12 protein-coding genes are annotated in these 14,994 nt (G+C 66.5%); 3 read left to right on the top strand and 9 right to left on the bottom strand.

The window, feature by feature from the left end:
• Positions 1-210 precede the first annotated feature (210 nt).
• From QQL87_RS29910 to QQL87_RS29900, 3 genes are all read left to right on the top strand, one after another.
• Complete coding sequence (locus tag QQL87_RS29910) at positions 211-720, top strand: hypothetical protein (protein ID WP_284423422.1); 510 nt, start codon at positions 211-213, stop codon at positions 718-720.
• Between the two features lie 696 nt (positions 721-1,416).
• On the top strand, positions 1,417-2,520 hold the full coding sequence (locus QQL87_RS29905) for a ferredoxin family protein (RefSeq protein WP_284423421.1): 1,104 nt from the start codon (positions 1,417-1,419) through the stop codon (positions 2,518-2,520).
• Between the two features lie 60 nt (positions 2,521-2,580).
• Positions 2,581-3,843, top strand: a complete 1,263-nt coding sequence (locus QQL87_RS29900; RefSeq protein ID WP_284423420.1) for a 2Fe-2S iron-sulfur cluster-binding protein — start codon at positions 2,581-2,583, stop codon at positions 3,841-3,843.
• A gap of 203 nt (positions 3,844-4,046) precedes the next feature.
• Here QQL87_RS29900 and QQL87_RS29895 read toward each other — a convergent pair whose 3' ends face one another.
• The 9 genes from QQL87_RS29895 to QQL87_RS29855 form a co-directional block, all read right to left on the bottom strand.
• Complete coding sequence (locus QQL87_RS29895) at positions 4,047-5,219, bottom strand: fumarylacetoacetate hydrolase family protein (protein ID WP_284423419.1); 1,173 nt, start codon at positions 5,217-5,219, stop codon at positions 4,047-4,049.
• Positions 5,220-5,332: 113 nt separating this feature from the next.
• Complete coding sequence (locus QQL87_RS29890) at positions 5,333-6,286, bottom strand: DMT family transporter (RefSeq protein ID WP_284423427.1); 954 nt, start codon at positions 6,284-6,286, stop codon at positions 5,333-5,335.
• 197 nt (positions 6,287-6,483) lie between these two features.
• Positions 6,484-7,323 (bottom strand): aldo/keto reductase, encoded by an 840-nt coding sequence (locus QQL87_RS29885; RefSeq protein ID WP_284423418.1) that lies wholly within the window; start codon positions 7,321-7,323, stop codon positions 6,484-6,486.
• A 138-nt stretch (positions 7,324-7,461) separates the two neighbouring features.
• Positions 7,462-10,155 (bottom strand): nitrate reductase, encoded by a 2,694-nt coding sequence (locus QQL87_RS29880; RefSeq protein ID WP_284423417.1) that lies wholly within the window; start codon positions 10,153-10,155, stop codon positions 7,462-7,464.
• Positions 10,156-10,174: 19 nt separating this feature from the next.
• A complete protein-coding gene (locus QQL87_RS29875; RefSeq protein ID WP_284423416.1) occupies positions 10,175-11,389 on the bottom strand; it encodes an NAD(P)/FAD-dependent oxidoreductase in 1,215 nt (404 codons plus the stop codon).
• Positions 11,390-11,394: 5 nt separating this feature from the next.
• Complete coding sequence (locus QQL87_RS29870; RefSeq protein WP_284423415.1) at positions 11,395-11,820, bottom strand: globin family protein; 426 nt, start codon at positions 11,818-11,820, stop codon at positions 11,395-11,397.
• 88 nt (positions 11,821-11,908) lie between these two features.
• The gene (locus tag QQL87_RS29865; RefSeq protein WP_284423426.1) at positions 11,909-12,703 is read right to left on the bottom strand and encodes an ABC transporter ATP-binding protein; all 795 of its coding nucleotides are present in this window, start codon (positions 12,701-12,703) and stop codon (positions 11,909-11,911) included.
• A gap of 9 nt (positions 12,704-12,712) precedes the next feature.
• Positions 12,713-13,615 carry a nitrate ABC transporter permease gene (ntrB, locus tag QQL87_RS29860; RefSeq protein ID WP_284423414.1) on the bottom strand — a complete coding sequence of 301 codons (903 nt, stop codon included), beginning with the start codon at positions 13,613-13,615 and terminating at the stop codon, positions 12,713-12,715.
• 62 nt (positions 13,616-13,677) lie between these two features.
• On the bottom strand, positions 13,678-14,994 hold the full coding sequence (locus tag QQL87_RS29855) for a CmpA/NrtA family ABC transporter substrate-binding protein (RefSeq protein WP_284423413.1): 1,317 nt from the start codon (positions 14,992-14,994) through the stop codon (positions 13,678-13,680).

The following is a 14,994-nucleotide window of genomic DNA, read 5'->3' as shown; positions in this document are numbered from 1 at the left end:
GTCGCTATCAAATGATGCTAAAACTATCTTAGCGCCTATGGGCGTTCGCCGGGACCCATACTCCGCGGCGGTTGTTGTGAAGAAAGACTGGGTCGACATCGTGCGCAACAACATCTCCCTGGGGTTATGGGTCCCGGCGTTCGCCGGGACGACACTGGAATCCTGGGCGAGAGCGCTCGTCCGCCCCTAACGCCGGCGATCTATCGCCGCATGCGTTCGCAGTCCCGCGGCGCGTTGCGCCCGAGCTATGCCGATCGCTTCACCCTCCTCAAAAACAGAGGGCGCAGGGAAGGCCGGGCGCTGGCCGCGCCCGTGGCCCGCCTGCGGAAAAAAATGCAGGCGGCAGGTACCACAGGTCTGGCCGAAAACGCCCGGCCCTCCCCGCGCGATGGTTTTGACGGCTGCTTCGCGTTCTCCCCGGTGCGCCGGCTTTTGGCCACCGTGCGCGACGACGCGCTGTCCGCGCGCCGCCGCGGGGACACCAGCATCGGGGTGCCAGGACCGCGCGACTTGACCGTGCGTGCATCATTGTTCGTCGGCGCGAATGATCACGCTGCAACGACACACGCCCATCGCATTCCGCTGCCGACGTCCATGACGACCGCGATACGTCCCCTCCGACGCAACGGAACGGGCTGGACTGTAATGCTGATTTTGCGAAATCGCCAAGCGATTTATTTTTTGCAGGTGGGCTGGACAGGTTTTGCGACAGGCAACTGATTTGCCCGACGAGCTCTCCGTCGGCTCCCTTGCGTGTTCATGGTCCAAGTGCAGTGCCGCGCTCGGCTTTCGATCCTCATGGTGAGGAGCGCCGCGCCGATCAAGTCAATTGCCAGGCGAGGTCATCGTTCGCGGCGCGTCTCGAACCATGAGGCCCAGATCGCGAGGCCCAGGTCCGGGCCTCGCCCTTCGAGACGCCCGCCTTCGGGCGGGCTCCTCAGGGTGAGGGTTTGGAGTCAGCACAAGGCGACAGAAGCAGGGATCGAAGTAGAAGCACCTCTTATCAAGGGGGCACAATCGGCCTCGATCGTGCCCACGATGCGTCACAGCAGAGGCCGTCATTGATCCAAATCAAACGGCTCGAAAAATGCTCGGCAGACCCCGATCAAATCCTTGATGTTCCTCGATTTGATCCAGATCAAACGGCCGCAGGCCGACCGCAGCATGGCCCAGGGACGTCCATATTGGCCGTCAAAAAGCGCCACATCTCGCCGTCAGATTCTGCGTAACAGCATGCGCTGCGACACGAAGTCACAGGGATTGCGGGACTAACAACTCCGCGCCTGTGAACGTGACGTCGGCGCGATCGTGAAGATCAACAATGCGTCCTGGGAAGCAATGCAAAACATCAGCGCTCAACGTTCGTCCCGACACGACCATGCTCCGCAATACAGAGACGCCCGGCCGCTCGCCCATGTGGCGGTCAACGTGGCTCCTGCGAGGTATCAACCGGCGGCACAACCGGGCAGCCGCAGCACCGGACGGGCCGAGCGGCGGTTCTGGCTGACGATGCAGACGGTCATGCTGGTCGTCGGCGTGCTGCTGGTGAATCTGCTGCTGTTCTTCCCTCCCCTTGGCATCGCCCTGATGTGGAATCTGCTGATTCCGATCGCGCCGGCGCTGGTGACGATCTCGCCCGGCCTGTGGCGCAACATCTGTCCGATGGCGACCTTCCATCTGCTGCCCAACAAGATGGGCATCTCGCAGAACATCCGGATGCCGGAATGGGGCGCGGCCACGCTCGCGGTGATCAGCGTGACGCTTCTTTTCATCGTCGTGCCGATGCGGCGCATCGGACTCAATGTCGATGGACCGCTGACGGCGCTCATGCTGCTGTCGGCTGCGTTCATGGCGTTCGCGATGGGCTCGGTGTTCGAGATGCGCTCGGGCTGGTGCACCTCGCTGTGCCCGATCCACCCGGTCGAGCGTCTCTACGGCACCAACCCGGCGCTGACCTTCAAGAACGCCCGCTGCAACATCTGCGAGGCCTGCAGCAATCCGTGCCCGGATTCGACGCCGGAGCTGACGCCGACCCAGGGCGTGCCGACGAAGGTGCAGCAGTTCCTCGGCAACTTCCTGATCGGCAGCTTTCCCGGCTTCGTCTGGGGCTGGTTCCAGGTGCCGGATTATCCGCCGGAGCAGGTCGGGAATGCCGAGATCTTCACGGCCTATGTCTGGCCGTTCGCCGCGGCCATCGTCAGCTACATCCTGTTCAGGATCGGCGAGCACATGCTGCGCTACAAGCCGGCCACCCGCACCCGGATGCATCGCATCTTCGCCGCGACGGCGATCAGCACCTACTACTGGTACCGCCTGCCCGGCCCGGCGTCGCTGCTGCCGGACTGGTTTCCGCTGGTCTCGCATCTCGTCACGACGCCGTTCTTCTTCTGGTTCCTGGTGCTGCGCTCGCCGAAGGTGAGCTGGCTGAAGCGGCCGGTGATGGCCTCGAACTACTGGTCGAGCCGGTTCGAGAGCACGGCCAACAAGAACCTGATCCGCGTCTCCCCCGGCAAGGTGTGATCGCGCGGACCTCTTCCAACCCTGCACATCGTCAATGCGTATTCGATCGAGGAGTGAACCATGTCGAACTTCAGGACCGTCACCGTCAAGGGCCGCCAGTTCCGCGTCCGCGCGGGCGACGTGCTGCTCGATGGCGCGCTCGCCAACGGCGTCGAGATTCCGTTCGACTGCCGCGCCGGCACCTGCGGCACCTGCATGGTTCACGTCTCCAAGGGCCAGACGGTGTGCGGCGAGACCCACACGCAGGGCATGATCTATGCGTGCCAGGCGCGCGTCGTCTCCGATCTCGACGTCGAGATGGAGGACGTGCCCGAGATCGACACCTCCAAGGCCCGCCTCGTCGGCCTGCGCGAGGTCGCGCCCGACATCATGGAGCTGATGATCGCCCCTGAAAAGAGCATCAGCTATCTGCCCGGCCAGTACTTCAAGTTCACCTTCAACGGCTATCCGGCGCGCGCCTATAGCCCGACCGCCTCGTTCGACGGCCGCATCGGCGGCCGCGTCATCCATCTCAACATCAAGAAGGTGCGCGGCGGACGCGTGACGACGGCGCTCGGCAGCGGCATTCGCCCCGGCCATCGGCTGCGCATCCAGGGGCCCTATGGTCATGCCTTCCTGCGGCCCGGCGGGACCGGCCGGCTGATCCTCGTCGGCAGCGGCACCGGCTTTGCGCCGATCTGGGCCATCGCGGCGATGGCGCTGCGCGAGCAGCGCAACCGGCCGATGGTCATCATCGCCGGCGCCAAGAAGCTGCCGCAGCTCTACATGACGCCGATCCTGGCGCAGCTGGCGCGGCTGCCGAACGTCACGATCATCCCGACCGTCGAGGAAGGCCCGATCAATCATCCCTCGATCCGCACCGGGCGGATCGAGCCGCACATGCCGACGCTCACCGCCTCCGATGTCGTCTATGCCTGCGGCTCGCCGCGCATGGTCAGCGCGCTCGCGGGCATGGTCGAGAAGGCCGGCGCGACCTTCTATGCCGATCCGTTCGACTCCGCTCCGCCGGAGGCGCCGTCCGGCCTGATCGGACGCATCAAGACGCTGGTGGCACGCCGGCCGGCCGAGCCGGAGCCAAGCCGCGACGGCGGCAAGAGCCGCGAGGCCTCGCTCGACCCGTTCGAGCGGGCGCTGTCGCTTGTGCCGAAGGATCCGATCGAGGACGACCTGGCCCCGCGCCGCCCCGCCGAGCCGCGCCGCAGCACGGCCGCCGAACGCGACCACGCCCTGTCGCTGGTCCGCGAGCGCGCGCTCGGTGATCTGTCCCAACTGCAGGAGCGCCCGCGCCGCGCTGCCGCGCAGATGGCGTCGGGGCATGTGTGAAGAGCCAACAGCGGCAACTCCAACCTCGCCGTCACTCCGGGGCGCTCGCGCCAGCGAGCGAGCCCGGAGTCCATAACCACTAATCTGTATTGTGGAGCGCGATCGTAACTCAGACCATTTGCCTCACGCCCGCTGCGGCGTATGGATTCCGGGCTCGCGCTGCGCGCGCCCCGGAATGACGGAGTTTCTGGAAACCGCGTGCCTCAGATCAATTTCCGGCGCGCCAGGCTGCGCATCAACGCCCCAACGCCGAACGTCCAAGGCTCGCATTCGTCGCTGTTGCGCATGCGGTTGACGAGGCGGCCAAGTTGCGGGGCCGAGATGGTGACGATGTCGTCGCGCTTATGGGTGAAGCCCTGCCCCGGGGCATCACGGTCCTTGACGGGGGCGAACATGGTGCCGAGGAACAGCGCAAAACCGTCGGGATATTGATGCACGGCGCCGATGGTCTGGGCGACGAGGTCGGTCGGATCGCGGCTGATCTTCGAGATCGAGGAATGGCCGTCGAGCACGAAGCCGTCGCTGCCGGTCACGGTCAGCGCGACCTCCATCTTGCGGACATCGTCGAGCGAAAAACTCTTGTCGAACAGGCGCAGCAACGGGCCGATGGCGCAGGAGGCGTTGTTGTCCTTGGCCTTGGACAGCAGCAGCGCCGAGCGGCCCTCGAAGTCGCGCAGGTTGACGTCGTTGCCGAGCGTCGCGCCGACGATGGCGCCGCGGCTCGACACGACCAGGACGACCTCGGGCTCCGGATTGTTCCAGGTGGATTTCGGATGCAAGCCGGCATCCATGCCTGACCCGACCGACGACAAGGTCGGCGCCTTGGTGAAGACCTCGGCATCGGGGCCGATGCCGACCTCGAGATACTGGCTCCAGGCGTTCTGCTCGATCAGCACCTGCTTCAGATGCATCGCCTGGTCCGAGCCGGGCTTGAGCTTGGAGAAATCGTCCCCGACCAGGCGCACCACTTCTTTCCGGATCGCCTCGGCGGAGGCCGGATTGCCGCGCGCGCGCTCCTCGATGACGCGCTCCAGCATCGAGATCGCAAAGGTGACGCCGGCCGCTTTGAGCACCTGCAGATCGACCGGCGCCAGCAGCCACGGCTTGGCCGGATCACGGCGGTCCGGCGGCGTGTTGGCGAGGATGTCGGCGAGAGCGCCGATGCGCTCGCCCTTCATTGCATTCAGGGCCGTTGCGGGATCGTCGTGCTCGCACAGCGCAGTGACGGTCGGGAAGGCCGCGGTGACGTCGAACACGCCGTCGTCGCGGACGGCGACCACGGCCGGGCCGTCCACATCAGGGCGCCAGATACGGCCGACCAGCGTGCCGCTGGCACCATCATCGGGCAGGACGGATTCGGGCGTGAGTTCGATCATGTCGGCGTGCTCCCCTGTTGTTGTTGTTGCGCGGGGCACACCTAGCATCGGCAACGGCCGGCTCCAAGCCACGCCAGTCTCATTCTGTGCCGAGCGAAGCGGCGGAACACCGCTCAGGGATTCGGCGAGCTCTCGCCGGCGACCTGCAGCAGCTGCGAGCGGCGGACGCGCTCGCGGTGGGCGGTGTAGAGGCCGCTGGAGACGATGAAGGCGGCGCCGGCGATGGTCCAGACATCCGGCACCTCGCCGAACACCAGGAAGCCGAGGATGCTGACCCACAACAGCTGGGTGTAGGAGAACGGCGCCAGCACCGAGGCATCGGCATAGCGGAACGCCAGCACCACGATCCACTGCCCCATCGTCGAGGCGACGCCGATCAGCACGCCGAAGCCGATGTCCTGCCAGGACGGCGTGACCCAGACAAACGGCACCATGGCCGAGACCATGCAGACGCCGACGATCGACGAATAGGTCATGATCGTGATGGCGTGCTCGCGGCCGCTCATCATGCGCGTCATGATCAGGGTGCAGGCCCAGGCGAACGCCGAGGCGATCGGGAACAAGGCGGCGAGGTGGAAGGCACCGGTGCCCGGCCGCAGGATGATCAGCACGCCGCACAGGCCGACGGCGGTCGCGATCCAGCGGCGCAGGCCGACCTTCTCGCTGAGGAAGATGATCGACAATGCGGTGACGAACAGCGGCGCGACGAAGCCGGTGGCGGAGGCCTCCGCAATCGGCAGATAGCGTAAACCGGTGATGAACATCAGCGACGAACCGAGCAGTGCGACGCCGCGCAGCAGCTGGAACTTGAGCCGCTCGGTGCGCATCGCAAACAGCGGCGAGCCCGGGATCATCGCCGGCACCATGATCGCTGCGAAGATGACGAAGCGGATCCAGGTGATCTCGATCGAGGGCAGCGTCTTGGAGAGGTATTTCGCCGTGACATCCGACGTGCCGAGGAACACCGTCGACAGCAGGATCAGCGCGATGCCGCGGAACGGCCGGTCGGCCCGGGCCGGCGCGCGCTTGCGGGCGGCGTTCGGCTTCTGCTGCGCGGGGGTCGGGATTTCGTCGAGTCGCGCGGCGGCAGCCGCACTCGGAGGCGGGGTCACGGTCGAACTCGGACGTTGAGAGGCGGAACGATTCGGTGAGCGGCGACAAAACGCCAATCACGCCGCCGCGACAACCCATTGAAAGCGGGCAGCATCTATGCGCTGGCCACGCGCCGCGGTAGCAAAACTCCGTAATACTCCGTGATGCTGCACTACAGCATCGGCAGACCGCGCGGCTTCGGCCCGCGCGGGAAGGCGCGATCGATCGCGGCGATCTCGGCCGCGGTCAGCTCGACATCGCCTGCGGCAGCATTGTCTTCGGCATGCTCCGGCCGCGAGGCCTTGGGGATCGCGAGCAGCGACGACGCACGGGTCAGGAAGGCGAGCGCGACCTGCCGCGGCGTGGCCTGATGCTGCTCTGCAATTCGCTGCAGCACCTCGCCGCCGTCGCTGCGGCGTTCCGGAAAGTCGTCATGCCCGAACGGCGAATAGGCGACCACGGCGACGCCGTGCTGGCCGCACCACGGGATGACGGCGTGCTCGATGGCGCGCTCCTGCAGATGGTAGAGCACCTGGTTGCAGGCGATCCTGCCGGGGCCTGCGACCTCGAGCAGCTCGTCGAGATCGTCGACGTCGAAATTGCTGACGCCCCAGGATGCGATCTTGCCGGCGGCCTTGAGCTCCTCGAAGGCTGCGACCGTCTCCTCCAGGGGATACGAGCCCGGCCAATGCAAGAGATAGCAGTCGAGGCGGTCGGTCTTCAGCCGCTTCAGCGAGCGCTCGCAAGCAGTGATGGTGCCCTTGCGCGAGGCGTTGCTGGGCAGCACCTTGGAAACCAGGAACACCTCGTCGCGCCGGCCGGCGATGGCCTCCGCGATGATGAGCTCGGCGTTGCCGTACATCTCGGCGGTGTCGATGTGGCTCATGCCGCGATCGAGCCCGCGGCGCAGGGTGGCGATGGCGCGGCTGGGGTCGGCGTGGTCGAGATACCAGGTGCCCTGCCCGATGACGGAGACGCTGGCCCCGCCGGTTCCGAATGTCTTGTGCTTCATGGCGCCGAGCATAATGGATGGCGCGGATGGCGTCGATTGCCTCGCGTCGTCATTGCGAGGAGCCGCAGGCGACGAAGCAATCCAGAGTCGCCGGGGGACTCTGGATTGCTTCGCTCCGCGCGCAATGACGACGTTGAGCTAGCTCGCCACCTTCACGGCCTCGGCAGCCTGTGCCGGCGCCTGCGCGATCAGCCGCTTCATCTCGGGGATGCAGGAGCCGCAATTGGTGCCGGCCTTGAGCTGCGCGCCGATCGCGGCCGGCGTGCGCGCGCCGGCGGCGATGGCGTCGCAGATGGTGTCGCGGCCGACGCCGAAGCAGGCGCAGACGACCGGGCCGCCACCGACGCCATCGGGCGCGCGGCCCGACAGCAGCATGCGGCGCTGATCGTCATCGAGGCTGTCGGCTGCAAACATCGTCTTCACGACATTCCAGTCACCGGCATCATGGCCCGGGCCGACGAACACGCAGGTCTCGAGCCGGTCGCCGGCGTACGACGCCGCGCGATAAACGCCACCGCCAACATCCATGTAGTCGGCGACGTCGTCGGTGGCGCGCGCCCTCAGCCAGGCCGGCCAGCGCATGAGGTCGCCATTGTCGGCGAACAGATAGCCGAAGCCGCCCGGCACCGTCGCCCGCACCCACCACAGGTTCGGCGGCAGCGGCAGCTCGGTGCGCGCCAGGACGAAGCCGCGGAACACGTACTCATAGGAGCTGATCGCGGCCGGCGTCGCCTTGGCCTCGGGCTGGCCGGAGAACGGATCGGTGTGCGAGGCGACCAGCGCGCCGACGCGGCCATGCGAGGAGTTGGTCGCGTTCCAATGGATCGGCGCGAACAGCATGCCGCGCTGCTGGCGCTCGCTGACGACGACCTTGAGGATGCACTGGCCGTGCTCGGTCGTGACCTTGGCAAAACCGTCATGCATCAGGCCGTAGCGCAGCGCATCGTCCGGATGCACCTCGACGAACGGCTCCGGCAGATGCGCTCCGAGACGCGGGCTGAGGCCGGTGCGAGTCATCGTGTGCCACTGGTCGCGGATGCGCCCGGTGTTGAGCCGCAGCGGGCGCGCGGCATTGGTCTCGCTGCGCAGCGCCGGCACCTCCGGCGCGACGAAGCGCGCCTTGCGGTCGTTGGTGTAGAAGGCGCCGTCGGCGAAGAAGCGCGGCTCGGGCGGCTTGCCCGCGCGCACCGGCCATTGGATCGGCGCCATCGTCTCGTATTCGTCGTCGCTGAGCGTCGCCAGCGCGCCGATGTCGAAATCGCGGGCACCGTCGTTCTCGAACGCCGACAGCGCCGCATGCTCGCGGAACACGTCGGCCGCGGAATTGTAGTTGAACGCCTGTGCGAAGCCGAGCCGCTTGCCGACCTCGCTCACGATCCACCAATCCGGCTTGGCCTCGCCGGCCGGCGCCATGAAGGCGCGCTGGCGAGAGATGCGCCGCTCGGAATTGGTGACGGTGCCCGACTTCTCGCCCCAGGCCTGCGCCGGCAGCAGCACATGGGCACCGACGTCCACGGTGTCGTTGGAGCGGACGTTCTCGGAGACGACGAACAGCTCGAGCTTCTTCAGCGCGGTGCGAACCAGATCGGCGTCCGGCAGCGACACTGCGGGATTGGTGCCGATTACCCACAGCGCCTTGATCTCGCCGCGCGCGATCGCCTCGAACATCTGCACCGCCTTGAGCCCCTCATGGGTGGCGATGTTGGAGGCCTTCCAGAAGCGCCTGATACGGTCGATGTCCGGCGGCGTGAAGCCCATATGGGCGGCGAGCTGGTTGGCGAGGCCGCCGACCTCGCGGCCGCCCATCGCGTTGGGCTGGCCGGTCAGCGAGAACGGCCCCATACCCGGCTTGCCGATGCGCGCGGTGGCAAGATGGCAGTTCAGGATCGCGTTGACCTTGTCGGTGCCCTGCGCCGACTGGTTGACGCCCTGCGAGTACAGCGTGACAGCCTTTGGCGTGTCGCGGAACAGCTTGAAGAAGGCGGCAACGTCGGCCTCGGACAGGCCGGTCGCGAGCGCGGTCGCAGCCGCACTGCCGGCGAGGCTGCGGGCGCGCGCGAGCGTCTCGTCGAAGCCGCTGGTGAAGCTCGCGATGTAGGCGTGATCGAGCGCGCCGGTGTCGGCGAGATGCACGAGAAGACCCGAGAACAGCGCCGCATCGGTGCCCGGCTTCAAGCCGAGGAACAGGTCCGCTTCGCTGGCGGTATCGGTGCGGCGCGGATCGATGACGACGAACTTCGCGCCACGGCTCTGCTTGTTGGCGAGCATGCGCTGGTACAGCACGGGATGGCACCAGGCGGCGTTGCTGCCGACGAAGACGAGCAGATCGGCGTGGTCGAGATCCTCATAGGTGCCGGGCACGGTGTCGGCGCCGAAGGCGCGGCGATGGCCGGCGACCGAAGAGGCCATGCACAGCCGCGAATTGGTGTCGACATTGGCTGAGCCGAGAAAGCCCTTCATCAGCTTGTTGGCGACGTAATAGTCCTCGGTCAGCATCTGACCGGACAGATAGAACGCCACCGCATCCTCGCCGTCGCGGGCGACGATGTGCTTCAAGCGGCTCGCGACGTGGTCGAGCGCATCGCTCCACGCCACCCGCTCCATGCCGTGCTTGCAGCGGATCATCGGATGCAGCAGACGGCTCTCCTGCCCCAGCGTCTCGCCGAGCGCCGAGCCCTTCGAGCAGAGTCGGCCGAGATTGGCGGGATGCACCGGGTCGCCTGAGACGGCCGCGCCGCCGCTGCCGTCTGGCGTCGCCAGCACGCCGCAACCGACACCGCAATAAGGACAGGCGGTGCGCACCGTACGTAGCTTCGGATCGACTGTCGTCATGGTCGTGCGTGGCCCCTTCTCACGCTGCCCGTGGCCGCGCCGCCGCGCGGCCGAACATCATCTCCGTGCGGATCGAGACGATCGATTCGCGATTGCGGATCAGATCGCGATACCACAGCGCATCCTGAGTCTCGCCGATCAGCACGGCGCCGGTGAGGCGCCCCTCGGCAATGACCAGCTTCTTGTAGATGCCGCGCCTGGCGTCGTTGAGAACGATCGTCTCGCTGCCCTCAGCCCCGATGAAATCGCCGGCCGAGAACACCGACACGCCCGAGACCTTGAGATTGGTCGAGACGACACTGCCGCCATAGGCGGCCTTGCGGCCCGCCAGATGCCGCGCCAGCACCCGCGCCTGCTCATAGGCCGGCTCGACCAGCCCGTAGCAAGTGCCGCGATGCTCGGCGCATTCGCCCAGCGCGAAGATTCCTGGCGCAGAGGTCTGCATCGCGTCGTCGACGACGATGCCGCGGTTGACCGCGAGCCCCGCCTCCTTGGCGAGCGCGACGTTGGGCCGGATGCCGGCCGCGAAGATCACCGCATCCGCAGCGATCCGCCGCCCGTCGGCCAGCTCGACGCTTTCGACGCGGGCCTCGCCATGAATGACCGCCGTGCTGGCATTGAGCAGAACCTCGATTCCCTTGCGCGCGACCAGCGCCTTCAACAGCGCGGCGGCAGGCGCATCGAGCTGCCGCTCCATCAGGCGATCCATCAGATGCACCAGCGTCACCGTGGCGCCGGCGCGCGCCAGGCCATAGGCGGCCTCCAGCCCGAGCAGTCCGCCGCCGACGACCACGACGCGCGCCTTCTTGGCAGCCAGGCTCAGCAGCACGTCGGCGTCGCGGCTGTCACGGAACGTGTGCACGCCCGCCAGATCGGCGCCGGGTACGGGCAGCCGCAGCGGCAGCGAGCCGGTGGCCAGGACGAGGCGGGAGAACGCGACGTTCTCGTCGTTCTCGATCTGCAGCTCGCGCCGTCCGACGTCGATGCCGGAGACACGCGCGCCATATTTCAGCGTCACGCCGCGCGCACGCCACCAGTCGGCAGGCTTCAGCTCGATCTCGTGCGAGGCGACCTCGCCGGCCAGCACCGACGACAGCAGCACGCGATTATAGGCGAGCCGTGGCTCCTCGCCGATGACGGCGATGGCGTAGCGGCCGAGCGCGGTCTGCGACAGCTCCTCGGCCAGCTTTGCAGCGGCCATGCCGTTGCCGACGATGACGAGCGGTTCACTCAAGACGCCTACTCCGCCGCTTCAGCCTTGCCGTAGGCCTCTGAGATCATGTAGCCGGACAGCGTGCCGTAGGCCGCGGTCCAGGCCTCGGCGACCTCAGGCGTCCAGGCATCGCCCAGCCCCTTCTCCAGGGTCCACAGCAGCGCCGCTCCCACCACCGGGTAATGCTCCGGCTTGGCGCCATAACCGACGTGCCGCTTGGCGAGCGCGCTCGCCGCCGGCAGCACCGCTTCCAGATTCGACAATCCGCCGACGACGACCGCCAGCGTGCCCATCAGCTTCTTGCGCTGCTCGGTCATATCCGTGGGAAACATCGCCTTGACCTGCGGCGCCACCTCGAACAGGCGGTCGTAGAAGAGGATCGCGGCCTGCGCCGAGATCGGCGCAACCTTGGCAAAACTGTCCTGAACGAGCGTGATCTGAGACGGGGTCATCGGCAATTCCTGAGCTGAAAACGGACAAGAGCCTGTTGGTCGTCTCACGCGGAGAGTGGTTCGATTCCCTCTCCGCGTGCCGTCTTCGTCAGGCCGCCTCGACGAAGCGGTGGCGCTCGTAGAGGAATTCGAGCACGCGCTGGCGGCACTTGACGTAGGTCGCGTTGGTAGCGAGTTCGAGCCGCTTGCGCGGGCGTGGCAGCGCGACCTCGAGCACCTCGCCGATATGGGCGCTCGGGCCGTTGGTCATCATCACGATGCGATCCGACAGCAGCACGGCCTCGTCGACGTCGTGGGTGATCATCAGGATGGTGTTGCCGAGCTTCTGATGCAGCGCCATCACCGAGTCCTGCAAATGCGCGCGGGTCAACGCATCGAGCGCGCCAAACGGCTCGTCGAGCAAGAGAACCTTCGGCTCCATCGCCAGCGCCCGCGCAATGCCGACGCGCTGCTTCATGCCGCCCGAGATCTCGTTCGGACGCTTGTCCTTGGCATGGGCCATCTGCACCAGGTTGAGATTGTGCAGGGTCCAGGCGTCGCGCTCGGCCTTCGTCTTGGTCTTGGCGAACACCTTGTCGACGCCGAGACGCACGTTTTCGTAGACCGTCAGCCAGGGCAGCAGGCTGTGGTTCTGGAACACGACGGCGCGGTCGGGCCCGGGCGAGTTCACCTCGCGCTCCTCCAGCAGCACGCCGCCGGTGGTCGCCGTGGTGAGGCCGGCGACGATGTTGAGCATCGTCGACTTGCCGCAGCCGGAATGGCCGATGATCGAGACGTACTCGCCCTTCTCGATCGTGAGGTTGATGTCCTTGAGCACCTCGGTGGTCGCAGTGCCGCGGGTGAAGATCTTGTCGACGTGGTCGAGCTTCAGATAGGCCATGATCTGTTCCTCTCAGTTCGTCGCGGTGCCGCGGGTGACGATCTTGCCGACGAAGGCAATCAGGCGGTCGAGCACGAAGCCGATGATGCCGACATAGAACAGCGCCAGGATGATCTCGCTGATATGCGAGGAATTCCACGCGTCCCAGATGAAGAAGCCGATGCCGACGCCGCCGATCAGCATTTCGGCTGCAACGATCGCGAGCCAGGACAGGCCGATGCCGATGCGCAGGCCGGTGAAGATGTAGGGCGCCGCCGCCGGGATCATGATCTTGGCGAAGAACTCCAGCGGATTGAGCTGCACCACCGCCGCGACGTTGCGATAGTCCTGCGGAATGTTGCGGATGCCGACCGCGGTGTTGATGATGATCGGCCACACCGAGGTGATGAAGATCACGAAGATCGCCGAGGGCTGGCCGTCGCGGAAGGCCGCGAGCGACAGCGGCAGCCAGGCGAGCGGCGGGATCGTGCGCAGCACCTGGAAGATCGGATCGAGACCGCGCATCGCCCAGACCGACTGACCGATCAGGGTGCCGACGCCGACGCCGACCACAGCGGCGATGGCATAGCCGATCGCGACGCGCCGGAGGCTGGCCTCGAGGTGCCAGAACAGGCCCTTGTCGATGCCACCATGGTCGAAGAACGGATGGAAGATGAGCTCGCGGGTCTCGCTGAAAACGCGCGACGGCGGCGGGAGCGCCGATCCGGCGCGGCGGCACAAGAGCTCCCACACGAGCAGGAACAGCGCCAGCACGATCAGCGGCGGCACGACACGCACCGCGACCTCGCGCACCATCTTCACATAACGCTCGGCCTTCGGCGGCTGCTTCGGCGTCATCGTCACGACGGACGCAGACGTGGACGCCGTCGGCACGGCCTTGGGAGCGCGATCATTGGTCAACGCTGGCATGGACATCGGAAGCTTTTCTCCGTGCAATGAGAGGGGCCGCGCGCTTGTCCGCGCGCGGCGGGTCTTGATCAGGCGTCGATGCGCTTGATCGACAGCGACTTCAGATAGGCGGCCGGATCTTCCGGATCGAACACCTTGCCGTCGAAGAAGGTCTCCTTGCCGCGCGACTTGGCGGTCGGGATTTCCCCGGCGGCAACGTTCATCTCCTTGGCGGCCTCGCGCCAGATGTCCTCGCGATTGACCTTGGCGATCAGTGCCTTAGCGTCGAAGCCGGCCTCGTACTTGCCCCAGCGGATGTCCTCGGTGATGAACCAGAGGTCGTGGCTCTGGAACGGATAGGATGCGAAGTCGCGCCAGTACTTCATGATGTGCGGCGAGTCCTCGACCACCTTGCCGGTGCCGTAATCGAACTTGCCGGCAGTACGACCCGCGACGTCCTCGACCGGGCAGTTGATCCACTGCCGCTTGGCCATGATGGTCGCAAGCTCCTGCTTGTTCTCCATCTTGTCGCACCACTGCTGGGCTTCCATGACCGCCATGGTCAGCGCCTTCGCGGCCTTTGGATATTTGTCGACGAAGGCTGCGCGCATCGCGAAGGACTTTTCGGGATGCTTGTTCCAGATCTCGCCTGTGGTGACCGCGGTGTAGCCGATGCCCTGGTTCACGAGCTGCGCATTCCACGGCTCGCCGACGCAGAAGCAGTCCATGGTGCCGACCTTCATGTTGGCCACCATCTGCGGCGGCGGCACCACGATGGTCTCGATGTCCTTGTCGGGATCGATGCCGCCCGCGGCCAGCCAATAGCGGATCCACAGATCATGGGTGCCACCGGGGAAGGTCATCGCGGCCTTGATCGACTTGCCGGAGGCCTTCTTCTTCTCCAGCGCCGCCTTGAACGGCGCGGTGTCGAGGCCGAGCTTCAGGTCGGCATATTCCTTGCCGACGGAGATGCACTGCGCATCGAGGTTGAGCCGCGCCAGGATGTACATCGGCGTCGGCTGGTTGTTCTGCGTCACCTTGCCGGATGAAATCAGATAAGGCATCGGCGTCAGGATGTGGGCGCCGTCGATGCCGTTGCCCTCGGAGCCGAGCACGAGGTTGTCGCGCGTCGTGCCCCACGAGGCCTGCTTCTGCACGTCGACATCGGGCATGCCGTATTTGGCAAAGAGACCCTTGTCCTTGGCGACGAACAACGGACCGGCATCGCTCAGCGCGATGAAGCCGAGCTTGGCACTCGTGACTTCCGGCCCTGCCCCCTGGGCGAAGGCGCCCGCCGGCAGGTTCAACTTGGCGGCCGCGAGCAGCGCTGCGGTGCCGGCACCGGCCTTCAGGAGCTGACGGCGGCTGAGGCCATTGCGGCGGGCAGGATGGGCGGTCTTCGTCAT

Source organism: Bradyrhizobium sp. SSBR45G (assembly GCF_030159255.1).
In the GTDB taxonomy this organism is placed as follows: Bacteria; Pseudomonadota; Alphaproteobacteria; order Rhizobiales; family Xanthobacteraceae; genus Bradyrhizobium.
The sequence above is the reverse complement of the archived record's forward strand: the minus strand, read 5'-3'. Positions and strand labels throughout refer to the sequence as shown.

Excerpts from the sequence above, each read along its gene's own strand:
- QQL87_RS29855 (WP_284423413.1), bottom strand. The coding sequence starts at position 14,994 with ATGACGAAGACCGCCCATCCTGCCCGCCGCAATGGCCTCAGCCGCCGT.
- QQL87_RS29870 (WP_284423415.1), bottom strand. The coding sequence starts at position 11,820 with ATGACCCCGTCTCAGATCACGCTCGTTCAGGACAGTTTTGCCAAGGTT.
- QQL87_RS29895 (WP_284423419.1), bottom strand. The coding sequence starts at position 5,219 with ATGATCGAACTCACGCCCGAATCCGTCCTGCCCGATGATGGTGCCAGC.
- ntrB (WP_284423414.1), bottom strand. The coding sequence starts at position 13,615 with ATGTCCATGCCAGCGTTGACCAATGATCGCGCTCCCAAGGCCGTGCCG.
- QQL87_RS29880 (WP_284423417.1), bottom strand. The coding sequence starts at position 10,155 with ATGACGACAGTCGATCCGAAGCTACGTACGGTGCGCACCGCCTGTCCT.
- QQL87_RS29910 (WP_284423422.1), top strand. The coding sequence starts at position 211 with ATGCGTTCGCAGTCCCGCGGCGCGTTGCGCCCGAGCTATGCCGATCGC.
- QQL87_RS29900 (WP_284423420.1), top strand. The coding sequence starts at position 2,581 with ATGTCGAACTTCAGGACCGTCACCGTCAAGGGCCGCCAGTTCCGCGTC.
- QQL87_RS29885 (WP_284423418.1), bottom strand. The coding sequence starts at position 7,323 with ATGAAGCACAAGACATTCGGAACCGGCGGGGCCAGCGTCTCCGTCATC.